This is a genomic window from Streptomyces sp. NBC_01306 (assembly GCF_026340465.1).
Taxonomy (GTDB): domain Bacteria; phylum Actinomycetota; class Actinomycetes; order Streptomycetales; family Streptomycetaceae; genus Streptomyces.
In genome coordinates this window covers 4,084,237-4,100,428 of the sequence record NZ_JAPEPC010000001.1, presented here as the reverse complement: position 1 = coordinate 4,100,428, position 16,192 = coordinate 4,084,237, and the positions used below count along the sequence as shown (strand labels likewise).

At 70.4% G+C, this 16,192-nt stretch carries 17 protein-coding genes; 8 read left to right on the top strand and 9 right to left on the bottom strand.

Annotation, left to right across the window (positions count from 1 at the left end):
* Nucleotides 1-4 precede the first annotated feature (4 nt).
* Together OG385_RS18110 and OG385_RS18105 are read right to left on the bottom strand one after the other, a co-directional pair.
* Nucleotides 5-889: a DUF5707 domain-containing protein gene (locus tag OG385_RS18110; RefSeq protein ID WP_266855681.1), complete on the bottom strand. Its 885-nt coding sequence runs from the start codon at nt 887-889 to the stop codon at nt 5-7.
* 164 nt (nt 890-1,053) lie between these two features.
* Nucleotides 1,054-4,242, bottom strand: a complete 3,189-nt coding sequence (locus OG385_RS18105; RefSeq protein WP_266855680.1) for a sacsin N-terminal ATP-binding-like domain-containing protein — start codon at nt 4,240-4,242, stop codon at nt 1,054-1,056.
* A 238-nt stretch (nt 4,243-4,480) separates the two neighbouring features.
* Here OG385_RS18105 and OG385_RS18100 point away from each other — a divergent pair, with 238 nt between their 5' ends.
* Genes OG385_RS18100 through OG385_RS18080 form a run of 5 tightly spaced genes read left to right on the top strand, consistent with a single transcriptional unit; the run spans nt 4,481 to nt 8,554 of the window.
* Nucleotides 4,481-5,020 (top strand): RNA polymerase sigma factor, encoded by a 540-nt coding sequence (locus OG385_RS18100; RefSeq protein WP_266855679.1) that lies wholly within the window; start codon nt 4,481-4,483, stop codon nt 5,018-5,020.
* Nucleotides 5,017-5,832 carry a zf-HC2 domain-containing protein gene (locus OG385_RS18095; protein WP_266855678.1) on the top strand — a complete coding sequence of 272 codons (816 nt, stop codon included), beginning with the start codon at nt 5,017-5,019 and terminating at the stop codon, nt 5,830-5,832. Before OG385_RS18100 ends, OG385_RS18095 begins: the two co-directional genes overlap by 4 nt.
* 51 nt (nt 5,833-5,883) lie before the next feature.
* Nucleotides 5,884-6,657, top strand: coding sequence for an ABC transporter ATP-binding protein (locus tag OG385_RS18090; RefSeq protein ID WP_266855677.1), 774 nt, complete (start codon nt 5,884-5,886; stop codon nt 6,655-6,657).
* Nucleotides 6,654-7,961, top strand: coding sequence for a hypothetical protein (locus OG385_RS18085; RefSeq protein WP_266855676.1), 1,308 nt, complete (start codon nt 6,654-6,656; stop codon nt 7,959-7,961). The genes OG385_RS18090 and OG385_RS18085 overlap by 4 nt, the downstream gene beginning before the upstream one ends.
* Nucleotides 7,958-8,554: a hypothetical protein gene (locus OG385_RS18080; protein WP_266855675.1), complete on the top strand. Its 597-nt coding sequence runs from the start codon at nt 7,958-7,960 to the stop codon at nt 8,552-8,554. The genes OG385_RS18085 and OG385_RS18080 overlap by 4 nt, the downstream gene beginning before the upstream one ends.
* Before the next feature lie 40 nt (nt 8,555-8,594).
* On the opposite strand, the gene OG385_RS18075 is transcribed toward OG385_RS18080, so the two are convergent.
* Nucleotides 8,595-9,020, bottom strand: a complete 426-nt coding sequence (locus OG385_RS18075; protein WP_266855674.1) for a DUF4267 domain-containing protein — start codon at nt 9,018-9,020, stop codon at nt 8,595-8,597.
* 78 nt (nt 9,021-9,098) lie between these two features.
* On the bottom strand, nt 9,099-9,545 hold the full coding sequence (locus tag OG385_RS18070) for a DUF1772 domain-containing protein (protein ID WP_266855673.1): 447 nt from the start codon (nt 9,543-9,545) through the stop codon (nt 9,099-9,101).
* Between the two features lie 90 nt (nt 9,546-9,635).
* On the opposite strand from OG385_RS18070, the gene OG385_RS18065 reads away from it, so the two are divergent.
* Entirely contained in the window at nt 9,636-10,214 is a 579-nt protein-coding gene (locus OG385_RS18065) for a TetR/AcrR family transcriptional regulator (protein WP_266855672.1), read from the top strand.
* A gap of 94 nt (nt 10,215-10,308) precedes the next feature.
* Here the strand turns inward: OG385_RS18065 and OG385_RS18060 are convergent, their stop codons facing one another.
* Both OG385_RS18060 and OG385_RS18055 read right to left on the bottom strand, forming a co-directional pair.
* A complete protein-coding gene (locus OG385_RS18060) occupies nt 10,309-10,518 on the bottom strand; it encodes a DUF397 domain-containing protein (protein WP_266855671.1) in 210 nt (69 codons plus the stop codon).
* The gene (locus OG385_RS18055) at nt 10,508-11,341 is read right to left on the bottom strand and encodes a helix-turn-helix transcriptional regulator (RefSeq protein ID WP_266855670.1); all 834 of its coding nucleotides are present in this window, start codon (nt 11,339-11,341) and stop codon (nt 10,508-10,510) included. Before OG385_RS18055 ends, OG385_RS18060 begins: the two co-directional genes overlap by 11 nt.
* A gap of 106 nt (nt 11,342-11,447) precedes the next feature.
* Here OG385_RS18055 and OG385_RS18050 point away from each other — a divergent pair, with 106 nt between their 5' ends.
* On the top strand, nt 11,448-11,732 hold the full coding sequence (locus tag OG385_RS18050; protein WP_266855669.1) for a hypothetical protein: 285 nt from the start codon (nt 11,448-11,450) through the stop codon (nt 11,730-11,732).
* Between the two features lie 71 nt (nt 11,733-11,803).
* On the opposite strand, the gene OG385_RS18045 is transcribed toward OG385_RS18050, so the two are convergent.
* The gene (locus OG385_RS18045) at nt 11,804-12,754 is read right to left on the bottom strand and encodes an aldo/keto reductase (RefSeq protein ID WP_266855668.1); all 951 of its coding nucleotides are present in this window, start codon (nt 12,752-12,754) and stop codon (nt 11,804-11,806) included.
* Between the two features lie 135 nt (nt 12,755-12,889).
* Here OG385_RS18045 and OG385_RS18040 point away from each other — a divergent pair, with 135 nt between their 5' ends.
* Nucleotides 12,890-15,034 carry a hypothetical protein gene (locus OG385_RS18040; protein WP_266855667.1) on the top strand — a complete coding sequence of 715 codons (2,145 nt, stop codon included), beginning with the start codon at nt 12,890-12,892 and terminating at the stop codon, nt 15,032-15,034.
* 112 nt (nt 15,035-15,146) lie between these two features.
* Here OG385_RS18040 and OG385_RS18035 read toward each other — a convergent pair whose 3' ends face one another.
* Together OG385_RS18035 and OG385_RS18030 are read right to left on the bottom strand one after the other, a co-directional pair.
* Complete coding sequence (locus OG385_RS18035; protein WP_266855666.1) at nt 15,147-15,359, bottom strand: DUF397 domain-containing protein; 213 nt, start codon at nt 15,357-15,359, stop codon at nt 15,147-15,149.
* Nucleotides 15,360-15,364: 5 nt separating this feature from the next.
* Entirely contained in the window at nt 15,365-16,189 is an 825-nt protein-coding gene (locus OG385_RS18030; protein ID WP_266855665.1) for a helix-turn-helix transcriptional regulator, read from the bottom strand.
* Between the last annotated feature and the right edge of the window lie 3 nt (nt 16,190-16,192).

Below are 16,192 nucleotides of genomic sequence, written 5' to 3'. Positions count from 1 at the left end.
GGTGCTACTTCACGTCGACGAAGTCACCGGTGGCGATCGCCGCCGGAGTCGTGGTCGTGCCCGCGAAGTTGTAGCGCCAGTAGCCGTCCTCGACCGCCTTGACGGTCGTCGTCAGGTTGCCGGTGCCGTTCGTCTTCACCGTCTTGACGGTGGTGTAGGTGTTGCTGTTCTTCTTGCGGAACTGCAGCTTGACCGGCTGGCCGGTGTAGCCCTGGTACTTGTAGTTCTCCCAGTTGGCGCGGGCCAGCTTGCCCGTGACCGTGATGGTCTTGCCCTTCTTCACGGGCTCGGGGGCCGCGTTGACCGTCTGGGTCGACGCGCGCTGGACGTGCTGGGACTTGTACGCGTTGTACTCGACCCACTCGCCGTCCTTGGCCAGTGCGGAGACGTAGACCTTCCACGTGCCGGCGAGGCTGTTCTTGTACAGGTCGTTCTGCGAGCGCGGGTCCACCTTGAAGGAGACCTTGCAGGTGGACGTGGTGGCGTTCACCTTGGTGCACTTGGAGACCTGCGAGGTGTTGTCGTCCACCTTCGGGCCCAGGTAGCCGTCGACGTCGCTGTCGATGTTGCTGCCGTGCCAGAGAAAGACCACGGCGTCCTGGATACCGGAGTTGTCGGTGGCCGTGACGCTCGCCGTGATGGTCTTCGCGACCGTGGTGCCGAGGACGATGTCCTTGCCGCCGTTCACGGTCACGCTGCTGACCCTGGTGTCGACGGCGGCCCGGGTGACGTGGGCCTGCACGCCGTGGGGCGCGGTCTTGAACACGGAGCGGGCGGCATCCAGGACACCCGCCCCGGGAGCCCCGTCCGCCTGGGCGGCGGCCGGGACGATGAAAGCGGAAAGAGCCAAGGCACCGGTGACGGCGGCCACGGTGGCACGTATACGCATGTTTTGTTCCCCAAGTGGAGAAGGGGACCGGCGGAGGTTTCGTCCATCCGCGTGGCCCATGTGGTCGGTGAAGCCTGGTGACTTCACAGACCAGACAAGCGACCTGGGTGAAAGGTTGTGCGTGATGTGAAGATTTTGAAACCGTCTGGCCCGACCGGGATCCCTCAGTCGAACCAGCGGTCCCGCTCCAGCTCCTCCGTGCGCGACGGGTCCTCGATCAGCGCCGCCACCTCGAAACGGCGCGGCCACTGCCCCGCCGCCCAGGCGAGTCCCGCCGCCACCCCCTCCAGGGTGGCCGCGTGCAGCACCCCGTCACGGGTCCGGTGCCAGTCCAGTTCGACGCCGTTCGCGAGCAGTTCCTCATGCTCGACGTACGTACGCGGAGTGCCGGGACCGAGCAGCGTCCGTACCGCCTCCGGGACCTGGTGCTCATCCCCCGCCGTCGTCACCTCGGCCTCCACGCTCTCGCTCAGCCGCCCGACCTGGAGCAGCTCGGCCAGTTCGGCGGCCCGGTCGGGGGCCACCGGGAGCAGGGCCGCGCCGGACGTCAGCGGAAGCAGGTCGGGGGCGTCGGCGACCAGGGCTTCGGCGGCGTCCACCACCCGCACCTCGCCGTCCACCACCGCCCGCAACTCGTCCGGCAGCGTCACCTGTTCCGGGTCGAGCCGCGCCAACTCCCCGTACAGCGCGTGCAGTTGCCGTGCCGAAACCTCCCGGTCCGGGTCGGACAGCCGGGTCAGCAGCTCGGCCGCGCCGCCGGGCTCGTCGAGGAGGGCGGCCACGGACGTCCGTACGCCCAGCGCGCGCAGCACCTGCTCGTCGTCGAAACCGGACGCGTCCGCCTCGTCGTACAGACCGGCCAGCAGCGGGTCACCGCCCGCGGCCCGCAGCCCGGCCGGGCGCCGGCCGTCGAGCACCGGGTGACCACGCAGCCACCAGGCGGTGTACGGGCGTACGGACTCGGTCGTACCGTCCGGCAGCAGCACCCGCACCGGCTGGGTCAGGGCGTCCCGCAGCGGGGGACGGGAGAGCAGCGCGAGGGCCTGCGGCCAGCTGTCGTCGTCGACCAGTTCCAGATCCCGTACGGCGACGATCTCGGTGGCGACCGGCGGCACCGGGCCCTGCGGCAGCTGGTCGAGCACGTCCTCGCACCAGACGTCCACCGCGTCGAGCAGTCCGGCGTCGTCGGGCTCGGCGAAGTCGCCCTCGCGCGGTTCGAGTTCGTCGGGGTCCAGGACGACATCCGTGGTGCGGACCAGGGCGAAGGTGGCGAGCACACCGCAGGCGGTCAGCGGCTGCTCACCCCAGCGTTCGGCCAGCTCGGAGTCGCACAGGGCCAGTTCGCCGTCGCGCATGACCGCGGCGAACGGGCTGCCGGGCAGGACCAGTTCACCCGCCGGTACGGTCTCGCCGTCCTCGTCGGGGAGGGCGAGCGCCGCGAGCCAGGGCTCGTCGCCGGGCTCCAGCTCCGCCTCGCGTACGAGCGCGAGCACGACCTCGGCGAGCTCGTCGGCGTCCGGTGCGCCCTCGTCCTCTTCGTCGTACCAGATCTCCCCGGCGTCCATCGAGGCGGCGACGGCCGCCCGCACCTGGGGGGTCGTCAGGACCGCACGCGGGGTGGCGGGCAGGGCGCCCAGCTTCTCCAGGAGCGGGTGCGCGGCGTCCGGGTGGGCGACCTTCAGACCGAGGCGGGCCAGGTCGGCGGGGGTGTCGGCCAGCGGCAGCAGAACCTGCCGGGGGCCGACGGCGGTACGGCCCGACGCGAGCGGCACGGGCAGCCCGGAGAGCCGGTCCGGGTCGACCCCGGCGAGGGTCTCGTACAGCCGCCGCCACCAGGACGGGGCACGTTCGGCGCCGCCGATGCGGTCGATGGCGTCGCCGAGCGGGAGCCGGCCGACGCCCAGCGTGCGCAGCTCGGCGCGGCGTTCGAGCCCGGCGGGCAGCAGCGTCGGCAGCACTTCGGCCAGCACCCGTACGGTGTCCTCGCCCGCGCCCTCGACGACTTCGGCCTCGAAGGGGCGCAGGGCGTGCCGCCGCTCGCTGCCTTCCTCCTCGGCTTCGCCGCCCACGTCCTCCAGCGGTGCGGCGGGGGCGAGGAACGCCACGCGGGCCAGCCGTTCCAGGATCGCGGCCCGCAGCGCGCCGTCGAGTTCGCCCTTGCCGAGCGGGCCCGGCACCAGGTCGATGGTCGCGACCGAGACCGGCTCCCAGCCGCCGAGCAGCTCCGCGTACGCGTCCGCCGCCCGCTGCACCAGGAAGTCCGTGAGCGGTCCGGGCGCGGGGTGGCGGCGGGCGGTGTCGAGCGGCAGCGAGGCGATGAGCAGCGCGGGCACGCCGAGCGGTTCGTCGGTCGGGGTCGGCGCGTGGACGACGGGGGCGGTGGCGGGGCGCACGGGGGCGCCGTCGCCGTCGACCGGGACGGCCCAGGTGACCGACCAGTGCGGGCGCAGCCGCTCCTCGACGGGCCGGTCCGCGAGCAGCGCGCGCTCCAGCGGGCCGTGGTGGGCGACGGTGCGCCAGCGGTGGATCCCGCCGCCCGCCGCGCTGTCGTCGATGTGGACGTAGGCCCCGTGCTCGGAGCGGGTCAGGGTGCGGACGCCGTCCGGGGTCTCGATGACGATCTCGGCCAGGCCGGGCAGGGTCAGCAGCAGCGCGTCGTCGATGGCGGCGACCAGCCGCCGGGCCAGGTCCTCGGCGCCGGCGTCGCGCAGCGGCAGGATGACGACGGTGTCGTACCCGTCGGGGGCGGTGCCTTCGGCGGGCAGCGGGAGGCGCAGCAGCGGTACGTGTCCCTCGCGGCGCCGCAACTCGTCGGCGAGGCCGTCGGATCCGGTGTCCGGCTGCCCTTCCGTCGTACGGGCGGCCGCTTCGGCTGCCAGTTCGCGGGCCTCGGCGAGGGACCACCGGACGCCGCCGTGCCGGCCGACGACCGCCGGCTCGTCGCTCACCGCGAGGACGGCGGCGAATCCGACCCCGAAGCGGCCGACCGCCGCGTGGGTGTCGGCTGTTTCGGAGCCGGGTCGCTTGGCGGACGCGCGCAGCGTACTCAGCGACTCGACACCGGTGGCGTCCAGCGGGGCGCCGGTGTTGGCGGCGACGAGTACGGCGGGATCGTTGCCCTCGCCCGGCCGCAGCGTGAGCCGGAACCGGCCCGGCACACCGGCGCGGGCCGCCGCGTCTGCGGCGTTCTGGGCGAGTTCGACGACGAGGCGGTCGCGGTAACCGCCCAGCGCGAGGTCCTCCTCGGCGTTGGCGTCCTCGCGGAATCGGGCGGGGGTGGTGGCCCAGGCATCGAGCACGCCGCGCCTCAGGCGGGCCGTCCCGAAGGGATCGGCTGCGTCTGTCGCTTCCACGATCACGGCTTGTGCTCCTCTGTGGGCGGGGGTACGGGGACCGTCCCGGTCCCGGCTGAAGGTACCGCGTGAGAGGGGTGGGGGGCGGGTGCGGGTGGGGCGGGGGCGACGGCGGCTGGCTTGTTCCCTTCCCTCTCCCCCTCTCTCTTCCTTTCCCCTCCCTTCCGGTTCCGGGTCAGCGCCGAACCGTCCGAGAACCTGAATCGACGGTCGTATCGTCTCCCTGTACGTGAAAGGCATGGCAGACCTCGACGAGGCAGAGCTCGTACGTCGCGTCGCCCGCGGGGACCGGGCGGCGTTCGACGAGTTGTACCGGCGCACCTCTCCCTGGTTGACGGTGCGGCTCCGCCGCCGCTGCGGTGACGACGACGTCGTCGCCGACGTGCTCCAGGACACCTATCTGGCGGTCTGGCGGGCGGCCGGCAGCTACGCGGGCTCCGTGACCAAGGGCAGTGCGGTCGGCTGGCTCTGGACGATCGCCGCGAACCGTCTCGTCGACGCATTCCGCCGGCGCGCCCGGCAGGAGCGGGTGCCGAGCATTGCCCTGGCCGAGACGACCGTGCCGGCCGCCGAGGACGAGGTGCTGGGCACCCGCGTCGACCAGGACCTCGAACAGGCACTGCTGCGGCTGCCACCGGAGTTGCGGCAGGTGATGCAGGCGATGGTGCTCGACGACCTTTCGGTCCGGCAGACGGCCGTGCTGCTCGGTATGCCGGAGGGCACGGTGAAGACCCGCGCACGGCGGGCCCGGATCGCGCTGCGGGAGGCGCTCTCATGACTCACCCCACCACCATGGTTCTGGCCCGCTACGCGGACGGCGGGCGCGGGCTCGACGACGCCGCGCTCTGGTCCGTCGAGGTCCATCTCGACACGTGCGGGGACTGCCGTGAAGAACTCGCCAGGAACGTCACCCCGGCCACGACGGATGTGCTCGGCCGTGTCGCCGTCTCGCTCGACCGGGCGATCGATACGAGCCCGCTCCCGGCCAGGCGACGCACATACGCAGTGGGCACATACGCAGTGGCCGTGCACCGACGCCGGCTTGCCTGGGCGCTGGCACCCTGGCTCGCGGTGACCGTCGCGGTGCTGGGCTGCGGGGTGCTCCTCAACTCCGCCGAACCCAGCCTGCCTTCGCTCGTACTGCTGCTGGCCCCGGTGGCTCCGCTGCCCGGCGTCGCGGTGGCCTGGAGCCGGCGGACCGACCCGGTCTGGGAACTGATCGCCACCACTCCCGCAGCCGGCCTGGCCATGGTGCTGCGGCACACGCTCGCGGTGCTCGTCGTCGTACTTCCGGCGCTGCTGGTGGCGGGTGTCAGCACCGGGACCTCACTGGTCCTCATCCTGCTGCCGTGCCTGGCGTTCACCGCGGCCACCCTCGCGCTCGGCGCCTTCATCGGCGTGCGGCGTGCGGCGATCGGACTCGGGACGGCCTGGTCCGCGGCCGTGCTGCTGCCGAGCGTGGCGGCCCGGTCCCTGTCCCCGGTACTACAGCCGGGCAGCGATGCCGTCTGGGCGGTGATCACCGTGGCCCTTGCCGCGGTCACCCTGTTCGCCGCCCCGCACTTCCGCCGCCTGACCAGCGGCAACTGAACCCCGGACCCCAGGACAGGAGACCCCGTGCGACAGGTGAGTGCTGCCGAAATGGCCCCCACCCTTCATCCCTGGCTCATCCACGCGGAAGAACTGCGTGTGCGGGCCGGCCGGCACCTGGCCGTCGACGGCCTCGACCTGACCCTGAAAGCCGGCGTGCACGGTCTGCTCGGCCCGAACGGTGCCGGAAAGACCACGCTGATGCGCGCGCTGTCCACCGTCGTCAAGCCCGCGGGCGGCTCCTTGACGCTGCTCGGCGCGCAGGTCGACGGCCGCGCAGACCTGCGCGCGGTACGTCGCGGACTGGGGTATCTGCCGCAGCAGTTCGGCTTCTACCCGCGGTTCACGGTCCGCGAGTTCGTCGAGTACATGGCCTGGCTCAAGGAAATGCCCAGAACCGCGGTACCCGACGCCGTGCAACGCGCGATCGAGCGGGTGGGTCTCACCAGCAAGGCCGACGTCAGGATGAAGGCGCTGTCCGGTGGCATGCTGCGCCGGGCCGGCATCGCTCAGGCCATCGTGAACGACCCCGAGCTGCTGCTGCTCGACGAGCCCACCGTCGGACTCGACCCCGAACAGCGGCTCGACTTCCGCGACTTGCTGCGTGACCTCGGCTCCGACAGCTGTGTGCTGGTCTCCACCCACCTCGTCGAGGACGTCGTCGCCGCCTGCACCGACGTCATCCTCATGAACGAAGGCCGGCTCCTCTTCCAGGGCACCCCCGACGACCTGATCGCCCGAGGCGGGCAGAACGACGCGGGCGACAGCCCGGCGGAGCGCGGTTACTCGGCGCTCCTGCGTCAGCACCGGCGGAGCAACGCATGATCCGCATCCTCGGTATCCAGCTCCGGCGGTCGGCCGCTCTCGGCGCCGCGCTCCTGATAGCCGCCACCGGCACGATCGTGCTCCACGCCACCGCGGGGCGCTGGTCCGCCGGGTGGATGGCGCTGGTCATGACGGAGCGCGAATACCTCGCGGCTCTCTCGCCCCTCGCGATGGCCGCCGGTGCCTGGCAGTCCTTTTCCGAGCACCGGGCGAACGTCGCCGAGCTGTTCGCCAGCGTGCCCCGCCCACGAACGCGGCGCATCGTGCCGATCCTGGTCACGACCGCGCTGGCGGTTCTCGTCGCGTACCTGGTCACGCTCCTCGCGGCGGCGCCACGGATCGCCGGCACGGCGCGCTACCTGCCGCCGGCCGCCTTTGCCGTCGTGGCCGTCGGGCTGATCGCGATGATCGCCTCGGTCTGGATCGGGCTGGCCGTCGGGCGCCTGGTGCCGGCGCTCGCCACCGCACCCGCGCTGGCCGTGACCGGCTTCGCGCTGCTGGTCTTCGCGCCCCACGCCCTGCCGGACGGCGGAGACATGGCGGCGTTCTCCCCGATGGGGCTGAGCAGGTTCAGCGATTACGACACCGTCAACGGCGGGGTCAGCGTCGCCCAGGGCCTCTGGCTGGTCGCGGTCGCGGTGGCCGGCGTCGTGCTCTTCGCCGTACGGGAACGTAAGTTCGCGTTCGCCGCGCTGTTGCCGCTGGCGATCGGGGCGACAGCCACGGCCCTGATCGTGCCGACCGGCGGTGCCTACGACCGGGGAACGCTCGACCCGGTCGCCCAGGAACTGGTGTGCACCGCAGACACCCCGCGGGTCTGCGTCAGCCGGGCGCACGAAGGTCTGCTGCCCGAGGTGGCCTCCAGAGCCCGGCACGCGTTGCGACTCCTGTCGAAGACATCGGTCGTCACGGCGCACGAGGACACCAGCACGCTTTTCCCGCCCACCTCGCCGAAGTCCAGGGCCGACACCGCGCTGATGACGATCGCGGTCGGCAAGGACGGTCACCTCGCCCACCCGGGCCGGCTCGAACCGACCCTGCTCACCGGCGTGTTCACCGGACCTCTCAGCTGCGCGGACACCGGGAACTTCGAGGTCGCCACCGCTGCCGCCTACTGGCTGCTCGACCGGGAGCCGGCCGTCGGACCCGATGGCCTCGAATTCGCCGACCCGAAGGCCGTCGAGCTCTGGAAGGGTCTGAAGGCACTGCCGCAGGCCGAGGCCGGCACCCGGGTGACCGCCGTCCACCGGGCCGCCCAGAAGTGCCAGGACACCACCAACCTCCTGACGCGGAGCGCCCGATGAGAGGGCTGACGCTCTACGTCCGCTCGCGCCGGGCACCGGCCGCGCTCGGCGCGGCGGTCGCGGCCACCGCCATCGCATGGCTGCTTGCGACGGTCTTCAGCGACGCGCGCGAGGTGAGCGGCTCCGTACTCGCCCTGACGGCGCTGCTCCTCGTGGCCGTCGTCACCACGACGCTCGGCGGCCCCGACGACACCCTGGACCGCACGGCGGCGAGGCCGTGGGGGTGGCTGCGGATGTCCCACCTGACCGCGGCCCTGGGATGCATGGTCATGCTCCTGGTGGCCACGCTGCTCACCGGTACGCGGTTCGGGCCGTTCGGATGTGCCGTCCGCGACACGGCCGGCCTGCTGGGCCTGACCGCCCTGGGGGCGGCCACGACCGGCACCGCTCGGGCGTGGTTCCTGCCACTCGGGTGGACGCTCGGCGCGGCCATGTTCCCGGGCGCGGGCACTGCGGGTGAGGCACTGACCTGGCAGACACAGGCACCCGACAGCCGGCCCGCGGCCATGGTCGCGGCAGCGCTCGCCGTCGCGGGATTCGCCGCTTACGTGAGCCGGGGCCCACGCCCCCGAACGTCGTCGGAGAACGTCTGACGCTGACAGGCGGATACCGGCACACGGCAAGGTGGTGGCGTCAGGCGGGCTGCAGGGCGGGCGTTGCCGGAGCGGCCACGGCCCTGCGGGTCTCGCGCATGATCAGCAGGCCATTGACCACCATCAGTGTCGCGGTCAGGCAGTGGACGCCGAGCGCAGTGGCCACGGAGCCGTGGTGGGCCAGCACGGTGGTCATGTCGCCGTACGCGGCGAGGGACTCCACCAGCAGCGCCCAGCCCAGCGCCCGGCGGTGGCCCGTCACCAGCAGGATGCCCAGGACCAGGGCCAGGACGACGTCGCGGATTCCCTTGATGATCAGGAAGCCGCCACCGTCGCCGGCGGGCGGGCTCGGCAGGCCGAAGCCCGCCGCCGCCGTCTCCGGACTCAGGATGAACTCCGTCCCGAACCAGAGGATGAAGAGGATGAAGGCGGCGGCCAGGACGGTGTTGATCTTCTTCAGTAACACTGTTCTTCTCCTTGCGGGGCTTCGTCAGCTCGGTGAGCTTCGTGGGATTGCTGAGTCCTGTGGCGCCGGCCCGCGGGCTCAGACGAGGGCGGCGACGAGCAGGGTGAAGGCGGCGATGAGGATGGCGACGCGCACATAGTGGAAGCGGTCCCAGCGGTGCATCTGCTCCTTCCAGTCCTCGGGCCGGTTCTCGGGGGTCCACGTCTTGCCCTGGTTGTTGATCGGGACGAGCAGCAGGAGCGACATGACCACGCTGACGAGCAGCAGCGCGCCGGCGGTGACGACGAGGCCGGTCCCGTGGTGGTGCCATCCGGCGATGGCCCAGACCGCGGCGAGGACGAGTGAGCCGATGTACCAGAACGGCATCACGGCGCCGAGCATCCGGCCCCCGTGGCTGCGGGCGAGCTGAGCGCTGTCCTCGGGAAGTGCGTTGAAGATCGGGTTCATGACGAAGGCGACGGAGAACTCCACCCCCACCATCAGTCCGAAGGCCACGGTGGTGACGACCTGAAGCGCATCGAGCATGACGATCCCTCCGAAATCTAGCGTTGCTAGCCAATGAAGCAAGGCTAGTACTAGTGCCGATCGCTTGTCTAGCGGTGCTAGAATCGAATCATGTCGGTACAGGAACGCAAGGAGCGTGAACGGGCGGGCCGCGAGCGTCTCATCGTGGCGACGGCCCGTGAACTCGCCGAGCAGCAGGGCTGGGACGCGGTCACCACCCGCCGGCTCGCCGAGCGCATCGAGTACAGCCAGCCCGTCCTCTACAGCCACTTCCGCGGCAAGCGGGAGATCATCGGCGCCGTCGCCCTTGAGGGCTCCACCGAGATGGCCGCGGCGCTGCGGGCCGCGACCTCCGCCGTGGACGGCCCCCGCGCCCGGGTCACCGCCCTCGCCCGCGCCTACCTCGACTTCGCCGCACGCAACCCGGCGGTCTACGACGCCATCTTCCAGCTCGACGGCGGCCTGGCGTTCGCGCAGGAGGACACCCCGGAACCACTCAAGGACGCCTTCGCCGCGCTACTGGAGACGCTCGGCGAGGTCGCCGGGGACCACGTCCACCCGGCGCTGTTCACCGAGGTGTTCTGGGCTGCCCTGCACGGCCTTGCGACCCTGGGCCGGTCGGGACGCCTGCCCCCGGAGGACACCGAGCAGAGGGTGGAGCTGCTGGTGGACCGGCTCGCCATGGTCTGACACGCCAACCCGGCGGGCACGCAGCCGGGACCCGCACCCCGGACGGGCACCCGCCCCGGAAGCCGCGATGCTCATTGATTCACGGGCCGGAGGTTCAGACGGTGCCGAACTCTCCGGTCTTGACACCCGCCACGAAGGAGGCGAACGCGGTGGCGGGGATGTCCAGAACCGGACCGCTCGGGTTCTTGGAGTCACGGACGGGGACCACGCCGCGCGAGGCGATGAGGTGGGAGGCGACCTCGATGCACTGACCGCCGTTGCCGCTGTACGAGGACTTGAGCCAACGGGGAGTTTCAGTCGTCACGGGTGCCCTTTCGTAACTGGTCGATCATGGCCACGGATGCCGCTTGGGAGACAGCTTCGACCTGTAGCTGATGGTAGGCGGTCAGCATGGGCAGCACGAACGTACTTTCCCTTTCGAGATGGCCCCGTTGGGCGGACTCGGCGTACGACATGAGGGACCGATCCGGCATCGTGAGCACGGTTACCGGCAGGCTGAGCGGACGACGGACTCCCATGTCGAACGGAGCGACTTGGAGCACGGTGTTCGGCAGCTCGGCGAACTCGATCAGCCGGGCCAACTGACCGTCCATGACGCCGCTGTCCCCGATGGGTCGTCGGAGGCAGCTCTCATCCAGTACCACGAAGACCAATGGGGGCGGCGTCCGGATCAGCGAGGCCTGACGCTCTGCAACGAGCGCAATTCGCTCGTCTGCCTGGCCGGGCGTGGTGACGCCCCGTTTCACGGTGCTCTCCCCGAGCGTTGATGCGTACTCGGGCGTCTGAAGCAGACCAGGAATCACGCCCACTTCGTACAACCGGATCTCCGCCGCGCGACCCTCATGGCGGACGTACTCCGGAAATCCCTCCAGCAGTGCCGTTTGCCGAACGGCCTGGCTCTGGCGTTGGAGCCGGTCCCCCGAACCGAGCGCCCGGTCAGCACTTGCTGCAAAGCGGCGAGTTGGAGGGCGGCGACCAGTTTCGACAGCTGAAATATGCGTCCCGGAACACCCCGTACGCTCCCCCAGCTCGTCCTGCGTCCAACCGCACTCATCCCGCAGTCTGCGCAGAAGCTGGCCGAACGCCGCCTTCGGGGACTTTTCGGGGTCCAACTCTTTTCTGTTCAAAGGCCATAACTCAACTCCCTTGACAACAAACGCAAGTTGAAGCCAGTCCAACCCTAGGTCACGCTGAGCCCGCTTGGTAGTGGAATGACTACGGAGAGGAGCGGCGGTGCTCGCACAGAACACCCCGAATGGGCAGGAACCTTCCTACGTCCCGGACCTCGGCACGCTCATGGTCGATACGGGGCACGGCAATCGAACCGGGGAATTCCGGGGGCTCGACGGCCCGTACTGGTCACTGCGCCCGGTCAACGGCGGAGTCGAATGGGAAACCGTCCCCGAGCAGGTGCGGACCCCAACTCCCTTAGAGCTTACGGAACATCACCCGGACCCGGGCGCCGAAGCGGACCGCCTGCTCACCCTGATCGTACGGGGAATCAGCCCGCGAACCTGACCGGAGACGGGGCGCTGCGTGCGGCTGCCGGCAAGGCGAGGCGGCTACCGTCAAGACACGTGCGGCTGCCGTCAGGCAGACGCGGCTTCCAGGGACCGCAGTTCGGCATCGGAGAGGCGCAGGTCAGCCAGGGCGACGAGGGCCGGCACCTGGTCCACCACCCGGGCGGAGGCGATCGGCGCGACCACTGTCGGCTGCTGGGCCAGCCAGGCCAGGGCGACGGTGGCCATCTGCGCGTCGTGCGCCGACGCGATCTCCTCCATGGCGGCGAGAACCGCGGTGCCGCGCTCGCTGTCGGCGTACCCGCCGGCCAGGCCGGGCAGGTCGCGCACGCTGTCCACCGCGCGGCCCGGCCGGTATTTCCCGGTCAGGAATCCGGAGGCGAGGGCGAAGTAGGGGACACAGGCCAGCCCCTCTCGCTGGACGATGTCCAGGCGTTCGCCCTCGTAGGTGTCGCGGGAGACAAGGTTGTACTGGGGCTGGAGCACCTGGAAGCCCGCCAGGCCCTCCCGGTGGGCGAACCGCAGCATGGCGTCCAGACGTGCCGGGCTGATGTTGGACGCCCCGAGGGCCCGCACCTTTCCGGCACGCACCAGTGCGTCGAGCGTCGTGACGATGTCCTCCACCGGCACCGACTCGTCGTCGAAGTGGACGTAGTACAGGTCGATACGGTCGGTACCCAGACGTCGCAGCGAATCCTCCGCGGCGGCCGTGACGTTGGCGGGCTTCAGTCCCTTGCGCTCCGGGTGGTCACCGACCTTCGTGGCGATGACCACGTCGTCGCGGTTGCCGCGCGCGGAGAGCCACTCGCCGATGAGGTTCTCGGACTGGCCGGGCTCGTTACCGGGAAAGTGGTACATGTACGAGTCCGCGGTGTCGATGAAATTCCCGCCCGCGGCGGCGTAGGAGTCGAGTACGGCGAACGATTGCTCCTGGTCGGCCGTCCAGCCGAATACGTTGCCGCCCAGACAGAGCGGCGCAACGGAAATCCCGGTCCGGCCAAGCTTCTTGTGATCGAACATGGCCTCATTCAACACCCGGTGCGTGAGCAGGAGAGTGAGCCTTCGCACGGAGGACCGCCTGACACAACAATCTGACACACACCTGCCGGCCACGTGGAACAGTGGATGCCTGTCATCTTTCATCCACGGGGGAGCATGAAGGGGAACAGGGAAAAGGAGAACGACGGACTTCGGCTGTCGCTGACGACCGGCATCCTGGGCACTTGCACAGCGGTGCTGGCGCTCGCGCTCGGTCTGGCGGCCATCGCCGAGGCCGTGTCCGGGAATTCGATCGTCTGGTGGCAGATCGCCGTGGCGCCGGTCGCGCTCTTCATGGCGGTCAGGGCGGAGTCGGTGTCCCGGCAGACCCTCCAGTACACCAGGCGCGTCCTGACCTCGCGTCCTTTGAAGGGCGCCGCACTGCACGAACACCTGGAGGACCACACCTATGTGCTGTATCTCCGGGCCTTCGGCCGCGACAAGGAACTGGGCACCACCCAGCCGGTGCGCGGCGTGTGGAATTGGACGCTGGCGCTGGCCGGCCTGGCGTCGGTGGACTCCCAGCGCACCTGGGAGGAACGCATCGTCCTGCCCTTCCTGCGCCTGGGCCGTGTGATCAGCGTAGGCGAGCCCGGCGAGAGGCTGCCCCGGCTCGGCGCGGCCCGCTTCTATCTCTCCCACGACAACTGGCGGGCCACCGTCTCCGAAGCGATCCGCCGGTCCCGGCTCGTCGTCATGGTGGCGTCGATCAGCCCGGACGAGTCGGCCGAAGGCACCCTGTGGGAGTACACGGAAGCGGTACGCCTGCTGCCGGCCGAGCAGCTCGTACTCATCGTTCTCGACGACCCGGACGGCTATGACCGCTTCCGGAGACTGACGGCCGCGTACGCGGACCGGCGCGCCCCCGAACTCGCGTCACAGGGCGAGCGGTTACCGCCAGTCCCGACGCTGCCCGACCACCGCGAGATCACCCGGACCACCACCCGGCCCGCCCGGTCCGCCCGGCGCTCCAGGCGTGCCCCTCTCATCGGCGCGATCGTGTTCGGGGCGGGCCGGGAGCCCGAGTTCGCCCCGCTGACCGGATCCGCACACGCGGTGGCCCGCCTCTCGCCGCGGCTGGCCGTGCGACGGGCGGTCCGCGGCTTCATCGCCCGACTCGAACTGCGCCTCCCGGGGCGGGCCGTGAGGCCCTGGGGAGTTCCCCGGCAGCTGCGCTGGATGTTCCTGGTTCTCTCGCTCTGGCTCCCGTACACGGACTTCATACGCAAGGGCAGACACGGAAGCCCCGGCACCAAGGCCGTCTTCATCGCCCTGCCCCTGCTGCTCTTCTACGGCTACGTGAAAGCACGTCTCGAATCCGGTGAACAGGAACTCGACCACGGGGTACGGATACTGCCGCCGGATGTCGCCCCGGCCGCGCCCCCGGACAAGCGGGAGAGCCGTTCCGCCCCGCAGACCGAGTCGACGCGGTCCTACGTACACCGGCAGTGGTCCCTATGGTTCTACGGAATGACGGCTCTGGCGGCCTTCACACCCCTGGGCGCAGCGCACTACGGCACCCTTATGTGGCTGTGGGCCTGCCCCGTGCTCGTGGCCCTGGGCGTGTACTGGTTCCGCGTGACCCTGCGCCGCACCACCGCCTACCGGCGCCGCCCCCGCACCCCCGAGGACATCTACACCGAGGAGAGCGTGCTGCTCCTGCATCCCGGGACCGGCCTCCCCGGCTGGGACGAGCCAGCGCACCGGGCCGTCGAGAAATGGTTCCCGGGGTACGGGGAATTCGTCGCCGTCGGCCCGGCGGACGACCCCGCGCCCGGCAGCCGGTGGGCCCGCCTCGGCCTGCCGGCGGACGACACCCGCCCCATGGTGTCCGCCGCCTTGGTCCATGCGTGGCTGGTGATCGCGGTGGCCGTTCCGGGGGCGGAGAACATATGGCGGTTCTGCGAGGCCGTACGCCTGCGCAACCCACCGCACGTGCTGCTCCTCGTGACCGGCGATGCTGAGCAGTACCGCCGGTTCGCGGCCGAGGCCACCGCCGAGTTCCGGCGCGGGGCCGGACGCTTTCCGCGACGCGGCCCCCAGGTCCGCGGATTTCCCCGGCTACCGGACCTCCCGCGTACGGCACCCGCCGCCGACGGATCGCAGCTGTCCGCCGTGATCCGTTTCACCAAGGGCTGGGGCACACAGCTGCACACCTTCGACCCGCCGCTCCTGTTCACCGAGGCGCGGTCCTTCCGGTCACGGCAACGCGTCTGGAACGAACTCCACCCTCACATGGGCAAGTTGCGCGTGCGGATGTGACGGGGCGGGGCGGGCCGGTGAGAGTCGCTGCCTGGGTGGCACGGGCCGCACTGAGCGCATGCCACCGCATGGTGGATCAGCCCTGAACCGGCACACCTCGGGCCGGGAACGCTCAGACGCCGCCGAGCTCTCCGCCCTTGACGCCTGCCACGAAGGCGGCGAACGCGCTGGCGGGAATGGACAGGACCGGGCCGCCCGGGTTCTTGGAGTCGCGGACGGGGACGATGCCGCGCAGGGCGGCGAGGTTAGGGGCGACCTCGACGCAGTTACCGCCGTTCGAGCTGTAGGACGACTTGTACCAGCGGGGCTCGTTAGTCACGGACATTCCCTTCATTCCTGCTGAATCATGGCCACAGAAGCAGCTTGGGACAGCACTTCGGCCTGTAGCTGATGGTAAGCCGTCAACATGGGTACCACCGCAGTGGTTTCTCGCTCCATATGCCCCTGAGCCTGCGATTCCGCATACGCGATGATCGATCGGTCGGCCAGGGTGAGCAGATTGACCGGCAGATTGAACGAGCGCCGCGCGCCTACGGCAAAGGGCGAAACCTGTAACACCCAGTTGGGCAGAGCAGCGACCTCGACCAGACGCTGAAGCTGAGCCTTCATGACCTCGGGGCCACCGATGGCCTGACGGATGCAGCTCTCGTCCATCACCACAAGCACCATGGGTGGCGTCGGCCTCACCAGCGCCGCTTGCCTCTCCGCGAGGAGCGACACTCGCTCATCAGCTTGTTGGGGCGTGATGGCCCCGCGTTGTACGTCACCGTTCGCCAGTGTCCTTGCGTATTCCGATGTCTGGAGCAGGCCAGGGATGAGCCCGACCTCGAACAGCCGGATCTCCACTGCGCGACCCTCGTAGCCGACGTACTCCGGAAACCCTTCCAACAGGGAGCCACGTCGCATCTCGCGCCACTCGCGCTCGAACGAGTCGGTCGATCCGGTAAGACCGAGGGCAAGGTCGACCTTGCGCGAGAAGGGAAGGGTCGGCGGCTTACGACAAGTTTCCACAGCCGAAACATGCTGGCTCGAACACTCCAGGCTCCCCGCCAGGTCTTCCTGGCTCCAGCCACGCTTCTCCCGCAACCTGCGCATACGGGCTCCGTAGGCCGCAGCGGGGCTGCTCTCGGGGTCTAACTCCTTGCGATTGACCATCCG